Below are 25,959 nucleotides of genomic sequence, written 5' to 3'. Positions count from 1 at the left end.
TAAAGCTCCATGAGTTTGGTGGATGGCTAAGCGGACAGGAGTCGGGTCACGGCCGCGAGAGGCACGTCAACCCATTCGGGACGGTTTCCTATTTCATATGCCACCTCGTACAGTGCCTTTTCGAGCAGGTGCGCGCGGAGGAGTTCGGGGGTGTCGCGCGGATCGCGCCCGGCGCGCTCTCGATAGCCCTCGCAGAATGCTTGTCGAACGCTCCATCCCCATCCGAGTGCCAGATGTTCCCGATCTGATTCGGGAGAGACTCCGGCGACGCGGAGAGAATGCCGTACGGCATAGTCGAACGAGCGCAGCATTCCGGCCACATCGCGTAGCGGCGAGGCAGGGCGCACCCGTTCGGAAACGGGTCTCGCCGGTTCTCCCTCGAAATCTGTGAGAAGCCAGCCGGACGGCGTTTTCAGCACCTGCCCGAGGTGAAGGTCGCCATGGACGCGTTGCAGCGCGGCGGAGCCGCGGCCCGAGCCCAGTTGCCGGAACAGCGCGCGTGCGGGTTCGGCGACGGAGGCCAGAGACGGCATGGCGGCCAGAGCCTCGTCCAGGGTGGCCGTCATGGACGCGACGAGCTCAGGTCCAGGCCCGGCCCCGTCGCCGGACGCGGGCCCGTCCGTGCCGAGCCCGGCCGCCAGGTCGGCGTGGACTGCGGCGACGGCCCGGCCGAGGAGCCGGGCCTCGGCCGGGAACGCCGCGGCGGCGGGCTCGCCCCCGGTGAGCAGGGTGTCGAGGTCGTCGAGCGCGAGCGTCCAGCCGTCCGTGGCCGCCGCCGCGTACTCCTGCATGATCGCGAAGGTGAGCGGCGGTTCCTCGTCCCGGCCCTCGACCGCCCCCAGCAGCCGCGGAACGTGCCGGCTGCCCGCCCGGTCCAGGACGCGCTGGAGTTCCAGGTCCGGGTTGACGCCGGGGCTGAGCCGGCGGAACACCTTCAGGACGTGCCGCTCGCCGATCACCACGGAGGTGTTGCTCTGTTCCGCGCCCAGCGGACGGCTCGACGACGCGGCGGCGGCCAGGTCGTTCGGGCACGACCGCTCCCGGACGAAGGTGATCCCGTTCCGGCGCCTGCCCGCCGCGATCCGCCGCGTCAGCACGCCGACGAGTTCCGGGTCGCCGAGCGCGTCGTACCAGGACAGCCCGTCAGCGGCGGTGATCAGCGCGTCGCCTGGAAGGGCGCGGGACGGTTCGCCGCGGACGCCGAGCGGCACGCAGTACCGCTGAGGCGCGCCGCCGTCGCCGAACCGGGCGGACACGACCAGCAGCCAGCCGTGCGGCCCGTCCTCCCGGTCCGGATCGGTGAAGGCCAGCGCCCGCTCGATCTCGGCGCCGCTCCTGGGCCGTCCCTTGCCGGCGAACCAGCGCTGCCGCCGGAGCCAGCCGTCGAGCGCGCCGTCGAGGCGTTCGCGATCGGGGCCGTCCAGCCGCGCCGGGAGCGGTACCCGCGGCTTCCGGGTCATGCGAACTCCGTCGCCGGGCGGATGGTGAACCAGTAGAAGCCGTGTCCCGGCAGCGTGAAGTGGTACGGCCGGTCGGTCACCGCCGAGAAGGGCACGCCGCCGGTCAGCTCGACCGGGACGGATCCGGGCGGCGCGGGCAGGTCCAGCTCGACCGCCTGCGGGAACCGCGACAGGTTGTTCAGGCAGATCACCAGGTCCTCCGCGCCGGGCCTGGCCGCATGGCGGCGCGCGAAGGCGAGGACGCTCGGGTTGTCGGACGTGATCTCCTCGAAGGTGCCCTGCCCGAACGCGGCGTGCCGCCGTCTGACCTGGAGCATCCGCCGCGTCCAGTGGAGGAGTGAGCCGGGGTTGTCGCGCTGCGCCTCGACGTTCACCGCCTGGTGCCCGTAGATCGCGTCCTGGATGGCGGGCAGGTAGAGCCGCGCGGGGTCGCACTTCGAGAATCCGGCGTTGCGGTCGGGTGTCCACTGCATGGGTGTGCGGACGGCGTCGCGGTCGCCGAGCCAGATGTTGTCGCCCATGCCGATCTCGTCGCCGTAGTACAGGACGGGTGAGCCGGGCAGCGACAGCAGGAGGGCCGTGAACAGTTCCAGCTGGTTCCGGTCGTTGTCCAGTAGGGGTGCCAGCCGCCGGCGGATCCCGATGTTGGCCTTCATGCGCGGGTCCTTGGCGTACTCCGCGTACATGTAGTCGCGTTCCTCGTCGGTGACCATTTCCAGGGTCAGCTCGTCGTGGTTGCGCAGGAAGATGCCCCACTGGCAGTTTTCGGGGATCTTGGGGGTCTGCGCCATGATCTCGGAGATGGGGTAGCGCTGCTCCCGGCGCACCGCCATGAAGATGCGCGGCATCACCGGGAAGTGGAACGCCATGTGGCACTCGTCCCCGCCCACGCCCGGGTCGCCGAAGTAGTCCACCACGTCGTCCGGCCACTGGTTCGCCTCGGCCAGCAGCACGCGCCCCGGATACTCGTCATCGACCGTCTTGCGGACGAGCTTCAGGAAGTCGTGCGTCTCGAGGAGGTTCTCGCAGTTGGTGCCTTCGCGGGCGTACAGGTAGGGGACGGCGTCGAGGCGGAAGCCGTCGATGCCCAGGTCGAGCCAGAAGCGCAGGACTTCCAGCATGGCGTCCCGGACGGCGGGGTTGTCGTAGTTGAGGTCGGGCTGGTGGGAGAAGAATCGGTGCCAGTAGTACTGCCCGCGCACCGGGTCGTGGGTCCAGTTGGACGTTTCGGTGTCGACGAAGATGATGCGCGCCTCGGCGTACTTGTCGTCGGTGTCGGACCACATGTAGAAGTCACCGAACGGGCCGTCGGGGTCCGACCGCGACGCCCGGAACCAGGGGTGCTGGTCGCTGGTGTGGTTCATCACCAGGTCGGTGATCACCCTGATCCCGCGCGCGTGCGCCGCGTCCACGAACGCGATGAGGTCCTCGATCTGCCCGTAGTCCGGCAGGACGGCCCGGTAGTCGGCGATGTCGTAGCCGCCGTCGCGCTGGGGGGAGGGGTAGAACGGCAGCAGCCAGACGCAGTCGATACCGAGCCACTGCAGGTAGTCCAGGCGGCGGGTGAGACCGGCGAGGTCGCCCTGCCCGTCGCCGTTGGCGTCGTCGAACGCGCGGATCAGCACCTCGTAGAAGACCGCCCGCTTGAACCAGCCGGGCTCGACCGGCATCGCGCGCGCGACGGTGAAGTCCGCGGACCGGGGCTCGGTGATCACGCCGTTGGCGTACAGGCGGCTCACGACCGCTCCACCGCGAAGATCCGGACGACGCCGTTCCACGGCTCGAACTTCACCGGATTCGCCACGCCCAGTTCGACCCGCTCGCCGGTCAGCTCCTCGCGGACGACGCCGCCCGCCGGGGCGAGTCCGAGGTCGGCCGGGTCGAGCCAGACCGTTCCCTCCTCGGCGGCGAACGGGTCGAGGGTGACCACGCACAGCACGGCGTCGCCGGTCACCGGGTCGGTCTTGGAGAAGGCGGTCAGCGCGTCGTTGTCCACCTTGTGGACGCGCACCGAGCGAAGCTGCTGCAGCGCCGGGTGGTCCCGGCGGATCTCGTTGAGGCGGGTCAGCAGCGGTTCCAGGGAGCGTCCCGCCGCCCGTGCGCGGGCGTGGTCGCGCGGCCGCAGCTGGTACTTCTCCGAGTCGAGGTACTCCTCGCCGTCGTCCTCCAGCGGCTTGTCCTCGTACAGCTCGAAGCCGGAGTAGACGCCCCACGTCGGGGACATGGTCGCGGCGAGCGCCGCGCGGATGGCGAACATGTTGGGACCGCCGATCTGAAGACTGCGGTGCAGGATGTCAGGGGTGTTGACGAAGAAGTTGGGGCGCAGGAAGTGCGTCGACCCGGCGAGTTCGGTGAGGTAGTCCTCCAGCTCGCCCTTCTCCGTGCGCCAGGTGAAGTAGGTGTAGGACTGGCTGAAGCCGAGCTTGGCCAGGCCCTCGAGCACCACCGGGCGGGTGAACGCCTCAGCGAGGAACAGCACGTCCGGATGGTGGCGCCGCACCTGCTCGATCAGCCACTGCCAGAACACGGGCGGCTTGGTGTGGGGGTTGTCCACCCGGAACACGCGCACGCCGTGCCCGATCCAGAACAGGACGATCCGCAGGAGCTCCTCGCTCAGGCCCTCGGGGTCACGGTCGAAGCTCAGCGGATGGATGTCCTGGTAGCGCTTGGGCGGGTTCTCGGCGTAGGCGATGGTGCCGTCCGGCCGGGTGACGAACCACTCGGGGTGCTCGCGGACCCACGGGTGGTCGGGGGCGCACTGGAAGGCCAGGTCGAGTGCCACTTCCATGCCGAGTTCGCGGGCGCGGCCGACGAAGCGGGCGAAGTCGTGGAACGTGCCGAGGTCGGGGTGGAGCGCGTCGTGGCCGCCGAGCGCCGAGCCCACCGCCCACGGGGAGCCGACGTCGCCGGGCTCGGCGACCAGCGCGTTGTTGCGCCCCTTGCGGTGGGTCTCGCCGATGGGGTGGACGGGCGGCAGGTACACCACGTCGAAGCCCATCGCGGCGATGCGCGGCAGGTCCTCGGCCGCCGTCGCGAACGTGCCGTGCACGGGGCGTCCCGAGGCGTCCACGCCGCCCGTCGAGCGGGGGAACATCTCGTACCAGGACCCGAACAGTGCGCGGCTCCGGTCCGCCCAGACGCGATGGCGGCGGCTCCGCGTGAGCAGGTCGCGGAGCGGCGCGTCCGCCAGGATCCGCCGGACGTCGTCGCCGAGCGCGGGCGCGAGCCGTTCGGTCAGCAGCAGGCCCTCGGCCCGGAGCGTGGCGGCGGCCGCGACCAGGACGCGGCGCCGCTCCGGGTTCGGCCGCCGCGCCGCGCGGTCCAGCAGCCGCGCGCCGGTCTCCAGGTCGTTGCGCAGCTCGTCCGCGCCCTGGCCGTCGGCGACCTTCGCGGTCACCGCCGCGCGCCAGTCCGCCCACGGGTCGCTCCACGCCTCGATCCGGAAGGTCCACGCTCCCGGCCGGTCGGCGGTGACCTCGGCGTGCCACCGGTCCTCGTCCTCCGGGTCGCGGGTCATCGGGACGGTCGTGCGCGAGGCCGGGGCGGGGCCCGTCCACACCACCGCGGCGCCGACCGCGCCGTGCCCCTCCCGCCACACCGTCGCCGCCACCGGCAGTGGCTCGCCGGTGACCGCCTTCGCCGGATGGCGCCCGCCGTCCACGACCGGGAAAATCCGGTCGATACAGAGTCGTCCGTTCACCGCGTCTACTCCTTCCCGAGTGTTAGCGCCTTCCTTTCCGGATAATGACGGGGGCGTTGGTCGCGGCGCGAGCCCGGGATTTCGATTGAGTTAACTTGGGCCAGTGGCGGCAATTTCCACCGGTCCGGCGCAGGTGGATGTGGACGATCTCTGGGGTGGCGGGCGGGACGCGCACGGGGGCGACGCGTCCCGCCCGCCGGCTGTGCCGGGCGGCACTCCCGAGGGTGGGGGGACCCTCGTTCCGGCGAGGTTCCGCCGGGTTACGCAAGCCATTCTGTATCACGTTCGCCGGCCGTAGGAGATTCCGCAGTGCCTAGCTTCGGCCAGGCTGGTACTGGCCGTACCCCACTGCAGGTATTTCTCCAGTAAGGATGCCTGTGCGATTCTTCCTGCGGAGTGTATTCCGGCCCGGCGGAATGGTGAGGAGCGGTCGATGCAATCGCGGATGGGACGCGGTGGACTGGTCATGGTGACCCACCGGCTGCCGGTGGGGGACACGGCGGACGCGTCCGGGGCGCCCGCCTGGCACGACGGCCCGGCGAGCCTGGGCGGCGCACTGGCCCGGACGATGCGCGAGCACGGCGGCGTCTGGGTCGGCTGGGACGGCGGCGGGGTTGCGGGACGAGTCAGCGGGTCGCCGACCGGCGACGAGGTCCGGACGCGGGCGGTGGCGCTGCCCGACACCGACGAGACGGCGCTCGCGTTGGACTTCGCCGACGGAGTCCTGCGGCCGCTGTACTACGACCTGGCGACGCAGCCGACGTTCGGGGAGCGGTCGTGGACGGCCCACGTCCGGCTCAACGAGCGCTACGCCCGCGCCGCCGCCGCTGCCGCCGCCGAGGGGGCGGTCGTGTGGGTGCAGGACTACGAGCTCCAGCTCGTCCCCGCGATTCTGCGGCGGCTACGCCCCGACCTGAGGATCGGATTCTTCCTGCACGCGCCGTTCCCGCCGGCCGAGCTGTTCGTGCGGCTGCCGTGGCGCGAGCAGATCCTGCGCGGCCTGCTCGGCGCGGACCTGGTCGGGTTCCAGCGGCCCCGAGCCGTCACCGAGTTCAACCGGCTCTGCCGCAGGCTGCTGGGCGTGCGCGTCTACGCCGACCAGATCCCCTACAACGGGCGGGTGGTGTCGGTCGGCGCGTTCGCCGGGGCGGTGGACGCCGCGGGGCTGGCCGCGCTGGCCGCCCGTCCCGAGGTCCGCCGCCAGGCCGCGCGACTGCGTGCCCGGCTGCGCCAGCCACGCCGCCTGCTGCTCGGCGTTGACGGCCTGGACGAGATCTGGGGTGTCGGACGGCGGCTGGTCGCGTTCGGCGGCCTGGGAGAGGACCAGGACGACGCCGTCCTCGTCCAGATCACCGAGCCGCGCCGTGACCGCGCCGAGCGCCATCGCCGGGCCCGCGCCGAGATCGAGCGCCTCGTCGGGCGGGTCAACGGCGAGAGCGCCCGGCTCACCAGCCCGTCGGTCCACTACCTGCACCGCGCCGTGGACCGCGACCAGCTCGCCGCCCTCTACCTCGCCGCGGACGTCATGACCGTCACCCCCATGCACGACGTGGCGGGCCTGCTGGCCAAGGAGTACGTCGCCGCCCGCGCGGACCTCGGTGGGGCCGTCGTGCTCAGCGAGTTCGCCGGGGTCGCCGACGACCTGGACGGCGCGTTCGTGGTCAACCCGCACGACACCGCCCGGCTGCGGCGCACGCTGGCCGAGGCCATGGCCGCCCCGCAGCACGAGCTGCGCGACCGCATGCGCCGCATGCGCGCCGCCGTGACCCGCCACGACTCCACCCACTGGGCCGCGTCCTTCCTGCGCGCGCTCACCGTGGGCCGTGCCCCCGGGGCCCGCGAGACCGCGTCCTGACCCGGTGCGAGAGAAGGCAGGGGCCGGTGGCCGCCCGGCGGCCACCGGCCCCTGCCTTCTCCTCGGGAACGTCTCACTGGCTGACGGGAGTCACCACCAGGTGCGGCAGGTTGATGTGCGCGGGCCTGCTGACCACGAACGCGATGACCTCGGCGACCTCGTCCGGGGTGAGGGGCTTGTGGTCGACGAACAGCTGGGCGATCGCCTCCTTGGAGTCCGCGCGGGGCGTGTGGTCGCCGATCTCGGTGGCCACCAGCCCCGGCTGGAGGTCGCTCACCCGGATCCCCTGCGGGCCGAGCTCGTTGCGCAGCGACTCGGAGACGGCGTTGACCGCCGCCTTGGAAGCGCTGTAGACCGCGTACTCCGGCGGGAACATCCGGGTCCCGGCGATCGAGGAGATGTTCACCAGGTCGACCTGGCGGCCCGCCGACGCCGCCTCCAGCAGGTGCCCGATGAACACACCGGTGGTCTGGAGCAGGCCCAGGACGTTGGTGTCGAGCATCGACCGCCATTCGGCGAGCCGTCGCTCCTCCAACGGCCCCGGGTACATCGTCCCGGCGTTGTTGACCAGCAGGTCGGGCGTGCCGACCTGCTCGACGATGTCGCGGGCCGCCTGCTCCAGGGACTCGACCGACGTCACGTCGGCCTGGACGGCGAGGGCCGTCGTGCCGCCGGCGCGCAGCTCCCGCGCGGTGTCCTCGATCGAGCCCGAGCGGCGGGCCAGCAGGACCACCGCCGCGCCGGACTCGGCGAGCCGCCGTGCGGTGGCCGCGCCGATGCCGCTGGACGCGCCGGTCACGACCGCGACACGGCCTTCGAAGGGAACGCTCGGCGCGGACGGGGCCGGGCGCAGTTCGGGTTGAGCGGACATGGGTGCCCTTCCTGGGAGTCGCCGGGGGTCAGCGCGCCTCGGGTCCGATGACCCAGTGCCGCGTCAGGGCGAGCGAGTGCACGTAGCGCTCGTTCACGAAGTTCTTGCGGTCGGCCTCGACGGCCGCGTACTCGGGGGAGCGCAGGGCCGCCCGCAGTGCGGCGGCGTCCTCGAACCACAGGTGGTAGGCGGCGTCGAACGGGGGCTCGCTGATCGCGTACCACGAGTCGCGAGTGAAGGACTGCTCGGCGCCGAGCAGGCCGGGGACCCGGCGGACGACCGGCGCGTGGGTCTCGCGGCTGTGCCGCCGGAACGCCTCGGTCGACATCCCCTCCCTGCGCTTGACCAGCACGAGCGCCTTGACGGACGGCCGGTCGGCGCCCGCCGCGTCGCCCTGCAGCACGGTGTCGGTGTCGGTGTCCAGGACGACCGTCCGCCAGAACGCGGCCCACCTGGGCTCGTCCGGACGCGCGCCCTCCAGGAACTCGGGGGTCTGGAGCGAGGCGAGCTGCTCCTCCTCGTCGGCGAGCCAGATCTCGGCGACGCCGCCCCACAGCGGCTCGGCCTCGCCGGGCTCGGCGATCCGGGTGTCCACGGCGTACCGGCGGATCTGCGGGATCTTGCTGGCGTACCGGACCGCGTGCTCCTCCAGCCAGTAGCGCTGGAACTCGGCCTCGGACATGCCCGGCTTGGGCGCGGCGAAAATCAGTTGGTGGATCATGACCGAACCTCTCAGACCTTGTAGCGGGACTTGACGTCGTCGGCGAAGCCCAGGTAGTCGCGCAGCGGCCAGACCTCCTCGAACTCCAGGTACTCGCGCATCGGCAGCCGGCCGAGCGCGGTGCGGTCCAGCTCCTCGGCGTCGGGCGAGTCGATGATCGCGATCACTCGCTTCTGGGCGGCGACCTTCCAGATCCCGACGCAGAAGCCGGAGTCCACGGTCTCCTGGGCGTGCTCGGCCTCCTCCTGCTCGATCTCCCAGAGCTCGTCGAGCGTGATGCGGCCCTCGTGGTTCCACTTCATCTGGACGTAGAAGAGCATGGCGAAGCGACCTCCGAACGTGACGATGTGCAAGCGATGTGCGTGCGTGCGATGTGCGCGGGCGATGTGCGCGGCGGGCGGTGCGCTGAGCGGCTGCCGCCCGCAGCGGGACGGCGGGCACCCGGCGGGCGGGGTCGGATGCCCGCCCGGTGGTCAGGCGGTGAGCCGGGAGACCAGTGGGTGGTCGGCGCCGAAGGTGTCCACGGCCACGTCACGCGGCGTCTTGCCGTCGTGGCCGACCAGGTCCAGGCGCGCGCCCGCCTTGACCAGCACGTCGGCGCACTCCTCGTAGCCGTGCCACAGGGCGTCGTGCAGCGGGGTGTAGCCGTTGGTCGGGCCCTGGTAGTCCAGGTCCACGCCCGGCCAGTTCGCGATCAACCTGGTCAGCTCGACGTGCCCGTTGTAGACGGCCTTGTGCAGCGGGACCGCGCCGAAGGTCGGCTCGGTGGCGTTGACGTCCGCGCCCGCCTCCAGCAGCAGCCTGGCCGCCTCGGTGTGCCCGTCCCGGGACGCGACCAGCAGCGGCGTGTGCGCGTCGTTGAAGCCGTTGACGACGGGGAAGCGCTCGTCCACCCGGGCCCCCGACTGCAACAGCGCGCGGACGGCCTCGGCGTCGCCGGCGGTGACGGCGGTCATGAGCCGCTGCGACTCGGCCTTGCGCGCGTCGTCCTGCTCGCGCTGCCTGATGTGCCGCTCCGCCTGGAGCAGCAGGTCTTTGCCGTGCGTGTTGACGTTCAGCTCGTACTCGAAGTGCTCCTTGAGGGAGAACCCGTAGTGCGTCGACAAGCCCAGCCCCGCGCCCTGGTCGAGCAGGTACTTGGCGATGTCGGGATACTTGTACCAGAGCGCATCCATCAGGGGCGTGTGACCGGTCGTCGGGGCGACCGCATCCACGAACGCCCCCGCCTCCACCAGCGCCCGCACGACCGCGAGGCTGCCGCCTTGGCACGCCTTGTGCAGCGCGGTCGTCCCGGCGCGGCTGTCGGCGGCGTACACGTCGGCGCCCGCGTCGAGGAGCTGGCGGACGAGCGCGGCGTCCGCCCGGCCCGCCGCGATCATCAGCGGGGTCAGGCCGCTGCCCGGGTCGCGGCGGTCCGCATGAGCGCCGTCGCGCAGCAGCTCGCCGACCTGCGCCACGTCACCGGCCCACACCGCCGCGACGAGCCGCTCGCCGAGGTCGGCGTTGAACGCGGCGACCTCGGTGTTGGGGTCGAAGTAGACCTTCCAGTGGGTGATCTTGCCCTCGGGGCCGACGACGAGGCGGTGCGAGTCCTCGATCTCGAACTCTCGCAACGTGCGCGTCTGCCGGGCGCGGGTGTAGATGAGGGCGAAGGCGGTGTCGCCCTCGGCCCGCAGGTCCCGCAACTCGTAGTCCAGGACCTCGGTGGTCTCGCCGCGCACGGCGAACGCCCGCCGCACCGCCTCGATCCCGACGTGGCGGCCGAGGTAGGGGATGACCGCGTTCCACTCGTCCACCGGAAGCTCGAAGTCGATGTCGTCGGCCAGCAGCGCCAGCGCGTCGTCGAGGTCGCCCCGCTCGAGGCTCGTGAAGTACCGCTCGACGACCTGGCGGGTGTTCATGGTGCTCATCGGTTCCTCCTGACAGGGTCAGCCGGCCAGACGCCGGTCGATCGGCGCGAGCCGGTGGTGCCGGTTGAAGAAGTCGTCCGCCGCGGCCTGGTCGGAGGCGAAATCGCGCACCTCGGCGATGCGGCCGTCGCGGATCTGGTAGACGAGCACCCAGACCTGGTCGAGGTCGTCGCCGTCCTCGCGGTTGCTCCAGCCCCGGTGCAGGTCCACCACGTAGTTCTCGTCCGCGCCCAGGTAGAGCACCTCGGCCTTGAAAGCGGACCGGGCGAGCTCACCGAAGAAGGCCATCAGCTCGTCGAGGCCGTGGTGGGTTCCGGCCAGCGGATGCCGCCCCGGAATGTGCCAGGAGATGTCCGGCGCGAGGGTCTCCCGCATCGCGTCGAGGTCGTAGCGGCCGTAGGCCTCGTAGAAGCGGCGGACGAGGGCGAGGTTCTCGTCGGGCGTCGTCGTGCGGGTGGAGTCACGGATCGTGTCGCGGGTGGCGTCAGGGGCGCGGGTCGTGTCGGGTGCGGTCATGCTTCCTCCTGCGGTCGCGGGGCGCCGGTGATGACGTTCGGGTTTCCCGCCGTCCACGCGGCGGTGAGCGTGAAGGACGTGATCCGCCACCCTCCGGCGGAAGCGGCGAGCTCCATCCGGTACCGGCCGCCGCACGCCCACAGCGGTCCGCCCAGGTGGTCGGCGCGTCGGACGACGATGACGACGTTCGCGGTGGCCACGGCGGCGCCGTCGCCGACCTCCGACAGGACGCCGGTGATCAGGTGCTGGCTCGCGTCGGTGCCCGACAGCACGGCCCGCCACCGCTCCACCAGCGCGGTCCCGGCCTCGGTGACCGGCTCGCCGCCCCACAGGGAGGTGTTGTCCTCGGTCACGGTGTCGGCGAACAGGGCGGTCAGCCTGTCCCAGTCGCGGCCGTCCACCAGCCAGCCGAGCCGCAGCACGGCCTGCTCGACCTCGTGCGCGTCCAGCAGGTCCCGCAGCGTGCGCGGACGCCCGGACCCGGCCTCGGCGTCCGCGGCGGGCCCCGTCGTGCCGTCGGCACCGGCCGTCGCGTCCGTGGCGGACCGCGTGTCGCCGTCCACGCCGGTCGTCGCGTTCGGGGCGGTCACTCGTGGCCCTCGGTCAGCGCCGCCCACGTGTCGAGCTTGCGGAGCATGGCGTCGCGGGGGAGCGGGTCGGTGTAGAACATGGCGCGGTCGGGCTTCAGCTCGGCCGCCTCCTCGATCTCGTCGCGCCGCTGCTCCGGCAGGAAGACGCTCAGGGAGGGGCGCTCCCTCCCCGCCTCGGCGGCCATGTCGCACAGCCGCGCGTAGGTCGTGGCGACCTCGGAGACCGGCCACAGGTTCGGTGCGAACCAGCCGTCGCCGTAGTCGACGATCCGGCGCAGCACCGCGTCGGCCCACCCGCCGATCAGGATCGGCGGGTGCGGCCGCTGAGCGGGCTTCGGCCAGGCGTACAGCGGCGGGAAGTCGACGTACTTGCCGTGGTACTCGGCGACCTCCTGCGTCCAGATCGCCTTCATCGCCTCGACGCGCTCGCGCATGACGCCGAACCGGCGCTTCGGGTCCACTCCGTGCGAGGCGGCCTCCGGGGCGTTCCAGCCCGCTCCGATGCCCATCACGAACCGGCCGCCCGACAGGACGTCCAGGGTGGCGACCTGCTTGGCGGTGAGGATCGGGTCGCGCATCGGCACCAGCAGCACACCCGTGCCGAGCACCAGCCGCTCGGTCGCCGCCGCGGCGGCGGTCAGCGTGACGATCGGGTCGAGCATCGAGTAGAAGTAGTTCGGGATCGTCTCGCTCTCCGGGCCCGGGTACTCCAAGCTGTCCACCGGCACATGCGTGTGGTCGGCGATGAAGAGGGACTCGAAGCCACGTTCCTCGACGGCACGGGCGAGCTCCACCGGGTCGATCGCCCGTTCGCCGGACCTCGCGGTCTCTGTCGAGATGAATGTTTCGACGCCGAATTTCATTTCGCTCGGACTCCTTCGGTCGGTTCCAGAATCACGGACGGCTGTGGCCCGGCGCCTTTTGTCGGCTGCCCGTCGCCCGCTTTGGCGCCAGCTATTTCAGCGTGGCGGCCCGGCGGTGGGGAGGCCAGCGGAAGGTGCCGTTCCGATGCGACTCTGGCAACTTCGGAAGATGTTCGGAAGGGTTGAAAAGAGGATGGTATCGGCGTTGCTGGTTTCGCGATTACTACCACTAAGGGGGCACTGGCTGGCTCACTTCGCCGCGTGAATGATGACGGTCGAAGGATTCCGTTTGCGCAGCAGAGAGGTCGGCTACTCGTAATGAGTGCACCTACCGAGACCGTCGGCGCCACCGGTGCGGACCGGGCTCGCTTCTCCCGACGCCAGTTCTGGTCACTGGTGGTCATCTCGTCCGCGATCGGGCTGGACCAGAGCAGCCTGGCGGTGGTCAACGCGGCGCTGCCCGACATCGGCAAGGACCTGGCCATCTCCGCGACGACCCTGCAGTGGATGGTGACCGGTTACGCGGTCACCTTCGGCGGGTTCCTGCTGCTCGGCGGGCGGCTCGCCGACGTGTTCAGCAGGCGCGCGATCTTCGCGCTCGGCATCGCCGTGTTCACCGTCGGCGCGCTGGCCTCGGCGGTCGCGCCCAACGCGGGCTCGCTGATCGTCGCACGCGCCTTCCAGGGCGTCGGCGCGGCGTTCTCGGTGCCGTCCGCGCTGGCCCTGCTCACCCAGGTCTTCCCCGAGGGGCCGCTGCGGAACAAGGCCATCGGGGTCTACACCTCGGTCGGCGCGGGAAGCTTCTCCGCCGGACTGATCTCCGGCGGAGTCCTGACCGGGCTGTCCGGCTGGCGCTCGGTGTTCGTGTTCAACGCGGTCGTCGGCGCGCTGGTGTTCGTCGGCGCGCGCACCGTCCTGCCCGCGGGCGTCCGCCACGACCGTCCGCTCGACGTGCCCGGCGCGGTGCTGGTCACGGCCGGGCTGCTGCTGGTGGTGTTCGGCGTGAACCGCAGCGCCGACGCGGGCTGGTCGGACGCCGGGACGATCGGCGGGCTGGCCGCCGGAGCGGTCCTCGTCGCCGCGTTCGTGCTGTGGGAGCGGCGCACCGCCGAGCCGCTGCTGCCGATGGAGCTGTTCCGTTCGCGGTCGGTGCGGGCGTCCACGGTCGCGGCCGTCGTGTTCTTCGGCGTCGTGATCGCGCTGCTGTTCTTCTCCCCGCTCTACATGCAGGGCATCCTCGGCTTCTCGCCGCTGGAGTCGGGGCTCGGCCTGGTGCCGATGAGCATCACCGTCATCATCACCGCCAACCTCGCCGGGAAGCTGCTCAGCCGCGGCGTCAGCGCGCGCGTGCTGATGGCGGCCGGCACCGTCACCATCGGCGTGGGCCTGCTGGTCTTCATGCTGTCCCGGCCGGACGGCGACTACCTGCTGGACTACCTCCCCGGTGTCGCGATCATGGGCACCGGCCAGGGCTTCTGCTACGCCGCCCTGACCGTCGCCTCGCTCAGCGGCGTCCCCGAACGCATCCACGGCGTGGCGAGCGCGTTCAACAACACCGCCCAGCAGTTCGGCGCGAGCATCGGCACCGTCGCCCTGGTCGCCGTCGCCACCGCGTCCACCACGGGCACCGGGGACGCGCAGGTTCTGAAGGGCTACCACTCCGCGTACCTGACGGCCGCCCTGGCGGCGTTCGTCGGCGCGGCGGTCATCATGCTCGTCGCGGGTTCGGCGAAGCGCTCGGCCGCCCGTGAGCCGGACGGTGTTCCGGCCGCCGTCGGCGACGGTGCCTGACCGGCGCACACTCTCCGAGACTCACGCCTCTCAGCGCGGAGCATCCCGCGACCACGTGCCGACACGGGCGTGCGGGCGGTCCACCACGGGCCGCCCGCCCGCCCGCGTCGGCTTGCCGGGCCTGGTGCTGTGACGGCCTGCCGGGGATCGGTGTCGTGTCGCCGTGCCAGGTGGGCGTGGGGGCTGGCAGCGGCGGGGCTGGTACTGGCGAGACCAGCCAGGGTCCTGTGCCGGACGGGCTCGTCGGCCACACTGGAAGCCATGAACGTCAACCGAGAACTCGCGGACTTCCTCCGTTCCCGCCGGGACCGGCTCCAGCCCGAGGACTTCGGGCTGCCGCCCGGACAGCGGCGTTCGCCGGGCCTGCGCAGGGCCGAGGTCGCGCAGCTCGCCGGAATCAGCGTCGACTACTACATCCGCCTGGAGCAGGGCAAGAGCGGACGGCCGTCGGCGACCGTCCTGGACTCGCTCGCGCGGGCGCTTCGGCTCAGCGTGGACGAACGCGACCACCTGTTCCGGCTGGCGGGCTCCGACCAGGGCCTGCCGCGCCGGGCCGCCACGACCGAACGGGTCCGGCCGTCCGTGCACCGGATCCTGGAGACGCTGGGCACGACCCCCGCCTACGTCATCGGCCGCCGGATGGACGTGCTGGCCTGGAACCCGATGGCGGCCGCTCTGATCATGGACTTCGGCGCGGTTCCCCCTGGGCAGCGGAACATGCTGTGGCACGCGTTCTGCGACCCCGCCGCCCGCCAGCTCTACGTCGACTGGGGACGTGTCGCCCGGCAGGGCATCGCGCACCTGCGCATGGCCGCGGCCCGCAACCCCGACTGCCCGATGATCGCCGGGCTGGTCGGCGAGCTGTCGGTGAAGAGCGAGGAGTTCCGCACCTGGTGGGCCCGGCACGACGTGCAGGACCGGCGCAGCGGGCGCAAGGAGTTCGCGCACCCGGTCGTCGGCAGGCTCAGCCTCGACTACGACGCCCTCCAGCTGCCGGACGGACCCGACCAGCACCTCATCACCTACACCGCGCCCGCCGACAGTCCGTCACGTGGCGCGCTGGACCTGCTCGCGGTGGTCGGGGCCACGCGGATGGGCGCCGCGGCCGGCGTCCTCACCGCCGACGAGCCCCAGACGGACGGGGACAACGTAGGCTCCTGACGGAGGCTCCGCAGGGTTCCGGCGAGTCGCGACGGAAGCGCCGCGAGGGCAGCCCCGAGGGCACTCCCGGTGATCGGAGAAGGTCACGGATGGGGCCGCGAGGAGGGCCGCTCGTCCGTTTGGGTGGTACTTGGACTGCCAGCTACCCGACTGCTAGCCGCAGGCGGGCCCTGGCTACCTCCGCGCCCGGTCCGCACCATCGAGGAGGGATCTTCGGAAGGCCGGGCGCTACGAGGGGAGCCTGTCTGTGGACGTGGGAGAGCCGGGACCCGCCGTGCGGGACGACCTGGGCGGCAAGGTGGCGATCGTCACCGGCGGCGCGCGCAGCATCGGCGCGGCGATCGCGACCGAGCTGGTCGCGCGCGGGGCCCGCGTGCTGGTCCTGGACGTCGAGGAGGGGGCCGGGAAGGAACTGGCCGGAAGGCTGGGCAGGCGGGCCGCGTTCGTGCCCGCCGACGTCGCCGACCCGGCCGGGCGCGCCACCGCCGTGCGCGCCTCGGTGGACACCTTCGGCGGAGTGGACCTGCTCGTCAACAACGCCGTCGAGCCCGCGGACGGCGGGGCCTCGGCGGACACGGCGACCTGGCTGCGCTCGTACGAGGTGAACGTGGTCGCCGCCGTGATGATGACGCAGGAGTGCCGTGCGCTGATGAGGCGGCGCGGCGGCGGTGTCGTGGTCAACGTCGCGAGCGTCAGCGGCCACCGCGCACAGGCCGGGCGGTGGGTCTACAACGCCTCCAAGGCGGCCCTGCTCCAGGTCACCCGGTCGGCGGCGCGCGACCTCGCCGAGGACGGCATCCGAGTGGTGAGCGTGTCGCCCGCGTGGACGTGGTCCCGGATCATCGGGGCGATGGCGGGCGGGGACCGCCGGGCCGCCGACCGGATGGCGGGCTCCTACCAGGCGCTCGGCCGGGTCGGTGACGCCGAGGAGGTCGCCCGCGCGGTCGCGTTCCTGTGCTCGTCCGACGCGTCCTTCATCACCGGCAGTGACCTGGCCGTGGACGGCGGCTACCTGGCCCTCGGCCCCGAGGGGTGACGCGGGTGTGGAGGGCGGCGGGCACGGCGCGAAGGCTGGCCGTCGCGGTGGGCGCCGTGCTGCTGGGGCTCACCGGGTGCACGGAGGCGGGGCGCGGCGGCGACGACCGCGCCGAGCTGCCCGGACCGCGCACGACCACCAGGGACGCGGGCGGCGGGGCGCAGGTCGTCCGGACGGTCGGGACGGGTCTGGACGCGCCGTGGGACATGGCCTTCCTGCCGGACGGCTCGGCGCTGCTCACCGAGCGCCCCGGACGGCTGCGCCGCATCACCCCGGGCGGCGCGCTGGAACGCGAGCCGGTGGCCGAGATCAAGGTGGCGCAGACCTTCCCGCCCGCACAGGAGGGGTACGCGCTCACCGCGGGCCTGCTGGGGCTGGCGCTCGATCCGTCGTTCGCGTCCAACGGCTTCGTCTACCTGTACCGGACGACGCGGCGGGACAACGAGGTCGTGCGGTACCGGTACAGCGACCGGAGACTGTCGGACGAGACCGTGGTCCTGACGGGCATCCCACCCGCCGGTGACCATGTCGGCGGCCGGATCCGGTTCGGCCCGGACGGGTGGCTGTACGTGACGACCGGATATGTCATGGATCAGTCCACGCCGCAGAATCCGCGTTCACTGGGTGGGAAGGTGCTCAGGCTGAGTCCCGCTGCGGCGAGAGGTACAGGTGGTAGGCCAGAGATCTACGCGTCGGGGTTCCGCAACCCGCAGGGTCTCGACTGGGAGCCCGGGACCGGCCGGCTGCTGGTCACCGACCACGGCGTGCTCAGCGACGACGAGGTCGACCTCGTCCGGCGCGGCGCGAACTACGGATGGCCGAACGTGTCGGGACGCCGGCGCGCGCCCGGGTTCACCCCGCCGCTGGTGCTCTGGCCGCGCAGTGTCGCCCCGTCCGGTATCACCTATGTGCGACATCCCGGTTCGGCCTGGACGGGGAGTTTCCTCGTGGCCGCGCTCAAGGGCGAGAGCCTGCGCCGCATCACCCTCAGCGGTGACCGCGCGGCGAGTGAGGAAGTGTTGCTCCGGGAGCGTTTCGGTCGCGTCCGCGCGGTGACCGAAGGGCCGGACGGCCTTCTCTACCTTCTTATCAGCAATCGGAACCTGGGCTCTCCGCGAAGCGGCGACGACAGCGTCGTCGCTATCAAGCCACCACCGCGAAGCTGACCGCGATGAACGGACCGGGGAGTGACGGAGGTCACTCCCCGGTCCTTTTCGTTGCACAAATGCGTGACGTTCCCTGAGCGTGGAGTCACCGGGCTTCGGCAGTTAACTTCACATAGTTGTCGGCTCGCCAACCCAAAGTCTTGAGGTTCCGCATCTCGCTCATTTTCACTGAGGGAGTCAAAGGAGTAATCCGGCGGCGGTGGAGTGGAGTCAAAACGACTCATCACAGCGGCGGGATTCTCCATCAAGTGCCACAGCAATGGAGGAACCGTGGCGAAGAGAATACTGGTGGTGCTGTCCGAGTTCGGCTACTGGGGCGAGGAGCTGGTCGGCCCGGTCGAGGCGTTCGACGCCCGCGGCTACCGCGTCACCTTCGCGACCCCGACCGGTAAGCGGCCCCCGGCGCTGCCGCCGAGCCTGGACCCCGAGTACGTGGACCCGCCGCTCGGCCGTTCCGTCACCACCCCCGACATGGCCCGCCGTGCCGCCGCGCTGGACTCCTCGCCGCGGCTGGACGCCCCGCTGAGCCTCGAACAGCTGATCCCCGAGCGCCCGTACTTCAGCTCGATCAACCACCTGCGCGGGCTGGAGGACTACCACCGCCGCCTTGACGCGGCCGTGAAGGACCTGGTCGCCAGCTTCGACGCGCTGGTCATCGTCGGCGGAAGCGGCCCGATCGTGGACCTGGCCAACAACGAGCGACTGCACGAGCTGGTGCTGCGTTTCGTCGGCGCGGACAAGCCGATCCTGGCCGAGTGCTATGGCGTGGCGGTGCTGGCGTTCGCCCGCGACTGGGAGAGCCGCCGGAGCCTGATCGAGGGCAAGCACGTGACCGGCCACCCCAAGGAGTACGACTACAAGGACGGCACCGGATTCGTCGGCGTCGAGTTCAACATGGGCCCGCCGCCGTACCCGCTCGAGTACATCCTGCGCGACGCCGTGGGCCCGGAGGGCGCGTTCCACGGGAACGTCGGCAAGGAGACCTCCGTCATCGTGGACTTTCCGTTCGTGACCGCGCGCTCCACCCCTGACTCCGAGCTCTCCGGTGCGAAGCTCGTCGAGGTCCTGGAGCAGGGGCTCACGCGTTACGGCTGGTAGTTCCACGCCTGTCAACTTCGCTCGCCGAGTGGGGAACGCAATGCGAGAAAGACCGGGAAAAGAAGCCGTATACGAGCAGTTCGCGGCCGACGGAATCGAGTATATTTTCGGCAATCCGGGGACTACGGAACAAGGTTTCCTGGACGCCGGGGCCGATGCCGCGACAGATTATGTCCTGACCCTGCACGAGGGCGTCGCGGTCGGCATGGCCGACGGCTATGCCCGGGCCGCCCAGCGGCCCGGAGTCGTCCAGCTGCACGCCGGGGTGGGCCTCGGGAACGCGATCGGCCTGCTGTACCAGGCCAAGCGGGGCGGCTCACCGCTGGTGGCCCTGGTGGGGGAGGCCGGCGTCCGGTACGACGCGATGGACGCCCAGATGGCGGCCGACCTGGTCGCGATGGCCGAGCCCGTCACCAAGTACGCCACCAGGGTGCTGGACCCGGGGTCGGTGCTGCGGGTGCTGCGCCGCGCGATCAAGATCGCGATGACCCCGCCGTGCGGTCCGGTGGTCGTCGCGCTGCCCGGCGACGTGCTCGACCAGCCCACCGCCGAGCCGGCCGTGCCGAGCACGCTGCCCGCGACCCGGGTCGTCCCGGAACCGTCGCTGGTGGCCACCGCCGTCCAGGAGTTGCTGGCCGGCGAGCGCAGGCTGATCCTGATGGGCGACGGCGTCGCGGCCAGCGGCGCGCAGCGCGAGCTCACCGAGGTCGCCGAGCGCCTCGACGCGCCGGTGTGGGGCGTGAACTCCTCCGAGGTCAACTTCGACACCACGCATCGCCTCTACGGCGGGCAGCTCGGGCACATGTTCGGCCGCGACAGCGCGCGGGTCGTCGGCGACGCCGACTCGGTGCTCATCGTCGGAACCTACGTGTTCCCCGAGGTGTTCCCGCACCTGGCGAGCCCGTTCAAGGCGGACGCCCGGATCGTCCACATCGACCTGGACGCCTACGAGATCGCCAAGAACTTCCCCGTCTCGGTGGGGCTGGTGGCCGATCCGAAGCTGAGCCTGGGCGCGCTGACCCGCGAACTGGAGCGGCAGCGACCCGCCGGATGGCCGGGGCCCACCCGGCATCCGGCGGGCGCCGAGCCGGTCGCGGCCCCGGCCGTCGGGGACGGCGAGAGCGGCGTGCTGGAGGCGTTCGCCGCGCGGCTGGCCGAACGCGCGCCGGACGACCTGATCGTGTTCGACGAGGCGCTCACCGCGTCCGGCCCGCTGCTGCGGGGGCTGCCGCCACGCGAGCCCGGCACGTTCTTCCAGACCCGCGGCGGCTCGCTGGGCGTGGGCATCCCCGGCGCGCTCGGCGTCAAGCTCGCCCGACCGGACGCGACGGTCGTCGGCCTCACCGGCGACGGCGGGAGCATGTACACCATCCAGGCGCTCTGGACGGCCGCCCGGCACGGCATCGACGCCAAGTTCGTGATCTGCAACAACGGCCGGTACCGGCTGCTCGACGACAACATCGAGCAGTACTGGGCGGAACTGGGCGTGCCCAGCCACGAGCCGCCCGCGGCGTTCGACCTGACCCGCCCCGCGATCGCCTTCGCCGGACTCGCCGAGGCGATGGGCGTGCGCGCGCTGACGGTCGAGAAGCCGAGACAGGTGGACGCCGCCGTCGAGGAGCTGTTCACGGCCTCGGGACCGCTCCTGGTCGACCTGCGCATCCCCTGACCATCCCGACCCGACGACTGAGGAGGTTGTCCGGCATGACCGAGCTTTCCCTCGCCGACGAGCCGTTCGTCGACACGCTCGCCGCTTCCGGTGGGGCGCTCGCCACGACCGGGGCGTCCGGTACGGTGCTCGCCACCAGCCGAGCGCTCGCCACGACCGACCGGACGCCCGCCCTTCGCGGGGCCGGGTCCGGTGAGCGGCTCGCCGTCGGTGACGGGCCGTCCGCCGACCCGGCGGGCGGGCTGACGACCGGGGCGGTCCGGCGGCTGGTGCGCGGCTGGTACACCGCGCTCGACCGGCACGCCCCGGCGGAGTCGCTGCTGGACCTGCTCGCCGACGCGGGCCTGGTGGTGACCTTCCCCTGGGGGACGCTGCGTGGCCGGGACGCGTTCCGCGACTGGTACGACCGCTCCACCCGGGCCTTCTTCGACGAGGTCCGCGAGGTCAGGAGCCTCACGGTGCGCCCCCTCTCGCCGATCCACGCGGCGGTCGAGGTGCACCTGAACTGGCAGGCGTCGGAGTGGGGTCCGCCCGCCGCGCACAGCCGGTGGCTCGGCTTCGACGTCGTGGAGGAGTGGACCGTCGTCCTGCACGACGGTGCGCCGAAGATCCGGATCTGCGCGGTGCGCGAGATGCGACCGATGGCGGGCTCCGGACCGCTGGCGGTCACCGCCGCCTGACCAGCAGTGACCCGGGCGGGGCCGGGAGAGGCGGCCCCGCCCGGACACCGACGGAGGAGGAGAAGTGCCCGCGACACTTGAGGGCAAGAGGATCGCCGTCCTGATGGAGAGCGACTACGTCGAGGACGAGGTCTCCTACTACCAACGCAGGTTCGCCGAGGAGGGTGCGCGGGTCGATCTCGTGACCCGGCTCTGGGGCAACGAGTCGCTGACCTTCACCGGCCACGAGCACCGCGCGCCGCTCACCGTGAGCGGCGACCTGGAGCGGCTGGACTACGGCGCGCTGGCGCGGCTCTCGGCGCTGGTCGTGCCCTCGGGCATGGTGGCCGACCGGCTGCGGTACAGCGAGAACCTCGCGGTGGGCGCGCCCGCGGTCGAGCTGATGCGCCGCGCGTTCCGGCTGCCCAACCTGGTGAAGGCGTTCTCCTGCCACGGGCTGCTGCTGGTGTCGGCGGCCCCGGAGCTGGTGCGCGACCGTGCGGTCACGTGCCACAACAACCTGGTCGGCGACGTGCGGAACATGGGCGCGTGCTACCGCGATGAGGACGTGGTGGTGGACGGCGACCTGGTCACGGGCCGCTCGGTGGACCAGTGCCACCTGCTCGCTCGCAAAGTCATCGAGCTGCTGTCGGACGGCGCGCGGGTCGAGTCCTCGGTCGGGGAGCCGGCGGGCGTGGCGAGCGGGGGCGGACGTGCCGAGTGAGCTGAGCGCGACCCACTCCGACCTCGTCGCGGGGTACGTGGTCGAGCGGACCGGGAACCGGCTGCTGCTGCGCACCCAGGACGGCCGCCACGTGACCGTTCGGCTGACCGAGGTCACCTACGCGCAGGTGGCCCGCAACCTGGGCGAGCCGTACGCCGACGCCACCGGGCGGTTGGACGAGTTCCTGCTGCCCGGCCGGTTCGTGTTCGCCTACGGGCCGGTTCGGACAGGCGCGGACGGCGTGGACTTCCAGGGCACGCAGCTCACGTTCGTCCAGGACAAGGCGGGCGAGTACGTCTTCGACCGCGCCGGCTGGTGGGTGGACCAGCTGCGCGAGCTCGGCGGTTTCTACCGGCGGGCCCAGTTCGGTGCGGCGGAGATCGACTTCCGTGAGTACCGCACCGAGCTGCGCCTCGGCGGGGCGAAGACGCAGCGGCACGTCCAGGAGACCGACACGCTCTCCCGGCTGGTCTACGGCATGGCGACCGCGTACATGCTCACGGGCGAGGAGGACTTCCTGGACGTCGCGACGCGAGGCACCGACTACCTGCGCGCGCACATGCGGTTCGTGGACGCCGACGCGGACGTCACGTACTGGTACCACGGCATCGACGTCGAAGGGGACCGGGAGCGCAAGCTGTTCGCCTCGGAGTTCGACGACGACTACCGCTCGATCCCGGCCTACGAGCAGATCTACGCGCTGGCCGGGTCGGTGCAGACCTACCGCCTCACCGGCGACCCGGCCGTCCGGCGCGACATCGAGGGAACGATCCGGCTGTTCGACCGGTACTTCGCCGACCCGGCGCTCGGCGGCTACTACTCGCACATCGACCCGGTGACGTTCAGTCCGCACCACGACGCGCTGGGCCACAACAGGTCGCGCAAGAACTGGAACTCGATCGGCGACCACGCGCCCGCGTACCTGTTCAACCTGTACCTGGCCACCGGCCAGGAGCGTTACCTGAAGATGCTGGAGCACACGTTCGACCTGATCGCGACCCGCTTCCCCGACCCGGAGACCCCGTTCGTCCAGGAGCGGTTCCACGCGGACTGGACGCCGGACCGCGACTGGGGCTGGCAGCGCGACCGGGCGGTCGTCGGCCACAACATGAAGATCGTCTGGAATCTGACCCGGATGGGCGCGTTGCTGCCCAAGCCCGAGTACGCGGAGCTCGCCGAACGGCTGGCCCGGACGATCCCCGAGGCCGGGCGGGACGGCCAGCGCGGCGGCTGGTTCGACATGGTCGAGCGCGCGCCGGACCAGGGGAGTCACGGGTTCGTCTGGAACGACCGTAAGGCGTGGTGGCAGCAGGAGCAGGCGATCCTCGCGTACCTGATCCTCGCGGCGCACCGGGGCGGGGAGGAGCACGCGCGGACGGCCCGGGAGGCGCAGGCGTTCTACAACGCCTTCTTCCTGGACCACGACGAGGGGGCCGTCTACTTCAACGTGCTCGCGGAGGGCGTGCCGTACCTACTGGGCACCGAGCGGCTGAAGGGCAGCCACTCGATGAGCATGTACCACACGTCCGAGCTCTGCTACCTGGCGACCGTCTACGGCGACCTGCTCGCCCGCGGCGAGCCGCTGGACCTGTGGTTCCGGCCGCAGGCGGGCGCGGACTTCCCGGACGGCCTCTTGCGGGTCGCCCCGGACGTCCTGCCTCGCGGCCGGGTCCACGTCGAGCGGGTGCTGGTGGACGACGAGCCGTACACCGACTTCGACGCGGACGCCCTGGAGGTCAGGCTGCCGGACAGTGCCGAGCAGCACACGGTCCGGGTCCGGCTCGGCACCGGGGGGCGACGGCCGTGACCACCCACACGGGCTACCGGGTGCGTCCGGGGCGTCCCCTTCCGCTGGGCGCGACCAAGGTGCCGGAGGGCGTCAACTTCGCCGTGCACACGACCGGCGCGCGGGGCGTCCGCCTGGTCCTCATGGACCCGGCGGACGGCCGGACGCTGGCCGACCTGCCCTTCCCCGACGAGTACCGGGTGGGCGACGTGCACAGCATGGTCGTGGTCGGGCTCGACCCCCGCGTCCACTACGGATTCCTTCCCGAGGGCGCGAACGGCCCGGTGCTCGATCCGTACGCCAGGGCGCTGGCGGGTGGCGAGGTCTGGGGCGAACGGCCCCGCTACCGCAGCGCGCTACTGGACGGGGACTTCGACTGGGACGACGACCGGAGCCCCCGGATCCCGGCGCGCGACCTGGTCGTCTACGAGCTGCACGTCCGTGGGTTCACCCGGCACGGGTCGGCGGGTGTGGCGCGTCCGGGCACCTTCGCGGGAGTGGGGGAAAAGATTCCCTACCTGACGGAGCTGGGCGTCAACTGCGTCGAGCTGCTGCCGGTGTTCGAGTTCGACGAGACCGACAACGTGCACGTCTCGCCGGACACGGGCCGTCCACTGGTGAACCTGTGGGGCTACAACACGCTCGGTTTCTTCGCGCCGAAGGCGGCGTACGCGTCCGACCCGAGGGGGGACGGCCCGGCGCGGGAGTTCAGGGAGCTGGTCCGCGACCTGCACCGCGCGGGGATCGAGGTCGTCCTCGACGTGGTGTTCAACCACACGGGCGAGGGCAACGAGCGCGGCCCGGTCCTGTCGTTCAAGGGCCTGGCCGAGCCGGTCTACTACATGCTCGGCGCGGACGGGGCGCACCTGAACCTGACGGCCACCGGCAACACGGTGAACGCGAACCACCCGGCGGTCCGCGGGTTCGTTCTGGACTGCCTTCGATACTGGGTCACCGAGTTCCACGTGGACGGCTTCCGCTTCGACATGGCCCCGATCCTCGCGCGCGGGAGCGACGGGCGCGTGCTGGACGACCCGCCGCTGCTGGAGGCCATCGCCCACGACCCGGTGCTCGCGGACGTCCGGCTCATCGCCGAGCCGTGGGACGCGACCGGTCTCGACCTGACCGGACGCTTCCCCCGGCACGGCGGGCGCTGGACGGAGTGGAACGGACGGTTCCGCGACCACGTCCGCCGGTTCCTCACCGGCCGCGCGGACGCCGCCGACGTGGCCCCCCGGCTGCTCGGCTCCCCCGACCTCTACGCCGGGGACGGCCCGGCGGTCCCGGTCAACTTCGTGACGTGTCACGACGGGTTCACGCTCGCCGACTGGGCCTCCTACGACGACAGGCACAACACCGCCAACGGAGAGGACGGCCGCGACGGGATTCCCGACAACGACAGCTGGAACTGCGGTCACGAAGGCCCCACCGACGACCCACGGGTCACCGACCTCCGGGATCGGCAGACCCGGTCCGCCATGCTCATGCTGCTGTTGGGAACCGGGACACCCATGTTCCCGGCGGGTGACGAGTTCGGCCGGACCCAGCACGGCAACAACAACGCCTATCCGCAGGACAACGAGATCGGCTGGGTCGACTGGACCCTCGCCGAGAAGAACGAGGACTTCCTCGACTTCGTCCGCCGGTGCCTCGCCTTCCGCAAGGCCCACCCGGCCGTGACCGACCCCGCCGGTTCGCGCGACCTGTCGCGGGACGCCGGTGTCGTGGAGGTGGTCCGGCACGGCACGGCCCCGGACGGACGGTCCGGAGACACCGTGTACCTGGCGGTCAACGCCACGCCCGACGCACGCCCGATCCGGCCGCCGGACCCGCCCGCGGGCACCCAGTGGCACGTGTTCGCCGCCACCGGCGAGGGGCCGGAGCCCTGCGCCCGTCCGGCCGGGCGGGAGCCGCCGCTCGTCCGACCCCCCACGTTGGCGGGACGCTCCGCCCTCGTGCTGGTGGCCAAGCCCACGACCGAACCCGACCGGGAGACCCGCCCATGACTTTCACGGCCTACCTCAGCCGCACCGACGTCACCGCGACGGTCCACCTCACCGGTGAGCTCGACACCGCCGCCGTCCCTCAGTTCCGCCGTCTGCTGGAGCAGGCGGCGGCGGTGCGCCCGCGCCGCCTGGTGCTGCGCCTGGACGAGCTCACGGCCATCAGCCCCGCCGGGCTGCGCTGCCTGGCGTTCGCGCCACAGCTCACCGGCCGGGGCACCGAGCTCATCCTCGCCGGGGTGCGACCCGAATTGGTCGAGCCGCTCACCGACGCCGGGCACGCGCACGCGGTCGTCGCCGCACAAGTGGCCGCATGATCAGGAAACGTCAGCCATTTTGCCAAGTCTTTAAAAAAATTGCCGGATCACGCCATCACAATC

The 25,959-nt window shown here is 71.8% G+C and carries 22 protein-coding genes; 12 read left to right on the top strand and 10 right to left on the bottom strand.

Annotated features, from left to right (window positions below; genetic code table 11):
• Positions 1–26: 26 nt before the first annotated feature.
• From P696_RS0138075 to P696_RS0138065, 3 genes are all read right to left on the bottom strand, one after another.
• Positions 27–1,460, bottom strand: a complete 1,434-nt coding sequence (locus P696_RS0138075; protein WP_084338835.1) for a maltokinase N-terminal cap-like domain-containing protein — start codon at positions 1,458–1,460, stop codon at positions 27–29.
• A complete protein-coding gene (gene treS / locus P696_RS50885) occupies positions 1,457–3,130 on the bottom strand; it encodes a maltose alpha-D-glucosyltransferase (RefSeq protein ID WP_084338939.1) in 1,674 nt (557 codons plus the stop codon). Before treS ends, P696_RS0138075 begins: the two co-directional genes overlap by 4 nt.
• 65 nt (positions 3,131–3,195) lie before the next feature.
• A complete protein-coding gene (locus P696_RS0138065) occupies positions 3,196–5,160 on the bottom strand; it encodes an alpha-1,4-glucan--maltose-1-phosphate maltosyltransferase (RefSeq protein WP_026416423.1) in 1,965 nt (654 codons plus the stop codon).
• Positions 5,161–5,593: 433 nt separating this feature from the next.
• Here P696_RS0138065 and P696_RS0138060 point away from each other — a divergent pair, with 433 nt between their 5' ends.
• Entirely contained in the window at positions 5,594–7,015 is a 1,422-nt protein-coding gene (locus tag P696_RS0138060; protein ID WP_157430174.1) for a trehalose-6-phosphate synthase, read from the top strand.
• Positions 7,016–7,088: 73 nt separating this feature from the next.
• On the opposite strand, the gene P696_RS0138055 is transcribed toward P696_RS0138060, so the two are convergent.
• From P696_RS0138055 to P696_RS0138025, 7 genes are all read right to left on the bottom strand, one after another.
• A complete protein-coding gene (locus P696_RS0138055; protein ID WP_051468791.1) occupies positions 7,089–7,886 on the bottom strand; it encodes an SDR family oxidoreductase in 798 nt (265 codons plus the stop codon).
• A gap of 28 nt (positions 7,887–7,914) precedes the next feature.
• On the bottom strand, positions 7,915–8,607 hold the full coding sequence (locus P696_RS0138050) for an EthD domain-containing protein (protein ID WP_026416420.1): 693 nt from the start codon (positions 8,605–8,607) through the stop codon (positions 7,915–7,917).
• A gap of 11 nt (positions 8,608–8,618) precedes the next feature.
• Positions 8,619–8,927 (bottom strand): muconolactone Delta-isomerase family protein, encoded by a 309-nt coding sequence (locus P696_RS0138045; protein ID WP_026416419.1) that lies wholly within the window; start codon positions 8,925–8,927, stop codon positions 8,619–8,621.
• A gap of 153 nt (positions 8,928–9,080) precedes the next feature.
• A complete protein-coding gene (locus P696_RS0138040; protein WP_026416418.1) occupies positions 9,081–10,517 on the bottom strand; it encodes an ankyrin repeat domain-containing protein in 1,437 nt (478 codons plus the stop codon).
• Positions 10,518–10,535: 18 nt separating this feature from the next.
• Positions 10,536–11,033, bottom strand: a complete 498-nt coding sequence (locus P696_RS50880) for a nuclear transport factor 2 family protein (protein WP_084338833.1) — start codon at positions 11,031–11,033, stop codon at positions 10,536–10,538.
• Positions 11,030–11,623 carry a nuclear transport factor 2 family protein gene (locus tag P696_RS53385; protein ID WP_051468788.1) on the bottom strand — a complete coding sequence of 198 codons (594 nt, stop codon included), beginning with the start codon at positions 11,621–11,623 and terminating at the stop codon, positions 11,030–11,032. Before P696_RS53385 ends, P696_RS50880 begins: the two co-directional genes overlap by 4 nt.
• Positions 11,620–12,486: an LLM class F420-dependent oxidoreductase gene (locus P696_RS0138025; protein ID WP_026416417.1), complete on the bottom strand. Its 867-nt coding sequence runs from the start codon at positions 12,484–12,486 to the stop codon at positions 11,620–11,622. The genes P696_RS53385 and P696_RS0138025 overlap by 4 nt, the downstream gene beginning before the upstream one ends.
• A gap of 318 nt (positions 12,487–12,804) precedes the next feature.
• Here P696_RS0138025 and P696_RS50870 point away from each other — a divergent pair, with 318 nt between their 5' ends.
• The 11 genes from P696_RS50870 (at position 12,805) to P696_RS50850 (ending at position 25,896) form a co-directional block, all read left to right on the top strand.
• Positions 12,805–14,277, top strand: coding sequence for an MFS transporter (locus P696_RS50870; protein WP_084338829.1), 1,473 nt, complete (start codon positions 12,805–12,807; stop codon positions 14,275–14,277).
• 261 nt (positions 14,278–14,538) lie between these two features.
• Complete coding sequence (locus tag P696_RS50865) at positions 14,539–15,438, top strand: helix-turn-helix domain-containing protein (RefSeq protein WP_051468786.1); 900 nt, start codon at positions 14,539–14,541, stop codon at positions 15,436–15,438.
• A 247-nt stretch (positions 15,439–15,685) separates the two neighbouring features.
• Positions 15,686–16,474, top strand: coding sequence for a glucose 1-dehydrogenase (locus P696_RS0138010; protein ID WP_211245961.1), 789 nt, complete (start codon positions 15,686–15,688; stop codon positions 16,472–16,474).
• Positions 16,475–16,479: 5 nt separating this feature from the next.
• Positions 16,480–17,640: a PQQ-dependent sugar dehydrogenase gene (locus tag P696_RS0138005; RefSeq protein ID WP_211245960.1), complete on the top strand. Its 1,161-nt coding sequence runs from the start codon at positions 16,480–16,482 to the stop codon at positions 17,638–17,640.
• Positions 17,641–17,910: 270 nt separating this feature from the next.
• Positions 17,911–18,738, top strand: a complete 828-nt coding sequence (locus P696_RS0138000) for a type 1 glutamine amidotransferase domain-containing protein (protein ID WP_026416414.1) — start codon at positions 17,911–17,913, stop codon at positions 18,736–18,738.
• Positions 18,739–18,778: 40 nt separating this feature from the next.
• Entirely contained in the window at positions 18,779–20,407 is a 1,629-nt protein-coding gene (locus P696_RS0137995) for a thiamine pyrophosphate-binding protein (protein ID WP_026416413.1), read from the top strand.
• Positions 20,408–20,442: 35 nt separating this feature from the next.
• Complete coding sequence (locus P696_RS0137990; protein ID WP_157430173.1) at positions 20,443–21,087, top strand: nuclear transport factor 2 family protein; 645 nt, start codon at positions 20,443–20,445, stop codon at positions 21,085–21,087.
• A gap of 64 nt (positions 21,088–21,151) precedes the next feature.
• The gene (locus tag P696_RS50860; protein WP_211245959.1) at positions 21,152–21,790 is read left to right on the top strand and encodes a DJ-1/PfpI family protein; all 639 of its coding nucleotides are present in this window, start codon (positions 21,152–21,154) and stop codon (positions 21,788–21,790) included.
• Positions 21,780–23,597: an AGE family epimerase/isomerase gene (locus P696_RS0137980; protein ID WP_026416411.1), complete on the top strand. Its 1,818-nt coding sequence runs from the start codon at positions 21,780–21,782 to the stop codon at positions 23,595–23,597. The genes P696_RS50860 and P696_RS0137980 overlap by 11 nt, the downstream gene beginning before the upstream one ends.
• Entirely contained in the window at positions 23,594–25,582 is a 1,989-nt protein-coding gene (locus tag P696_RS50855; protein WP_051468783.1) for a glycogen debranching protein, read from the top strand. The genes P696_RS0137980 and P696_RS50855 overlap by 4 nt, the downstream gene beginning before the upstream one ends.
• Positions 25,579–25,896, top strand: coding sequence for an STAS domain-containing protein (locus P696_RS50850; RefSeq protein ID WP_051468781.1), 318 nt, complete (start codon positions 25,579–25,581; stop codon positions 25,894–25,896). Before P696_RS50855 ends, P696_RS50850 begins: the two co-directional genes overlap by 4 nt.
• Positions 25,897–25,959: the final 63 nt, after the last annotated feature.

Origin of the sequence: Actinomadura oligospora ATCC 43269, from assembly GCF_000518265.1 — a bacterium.
Lineage (GTDB): Bacteria > Actinomycetota > Actinomycetes > Streptosporangiales > Streptosporangiaceae > Spirillospora > Spirillospora oligospora.
Note: the sequence above shows the minus strand (reverse complement) of the source record. Positions and strands in the feature narration are given on the sequence as shown.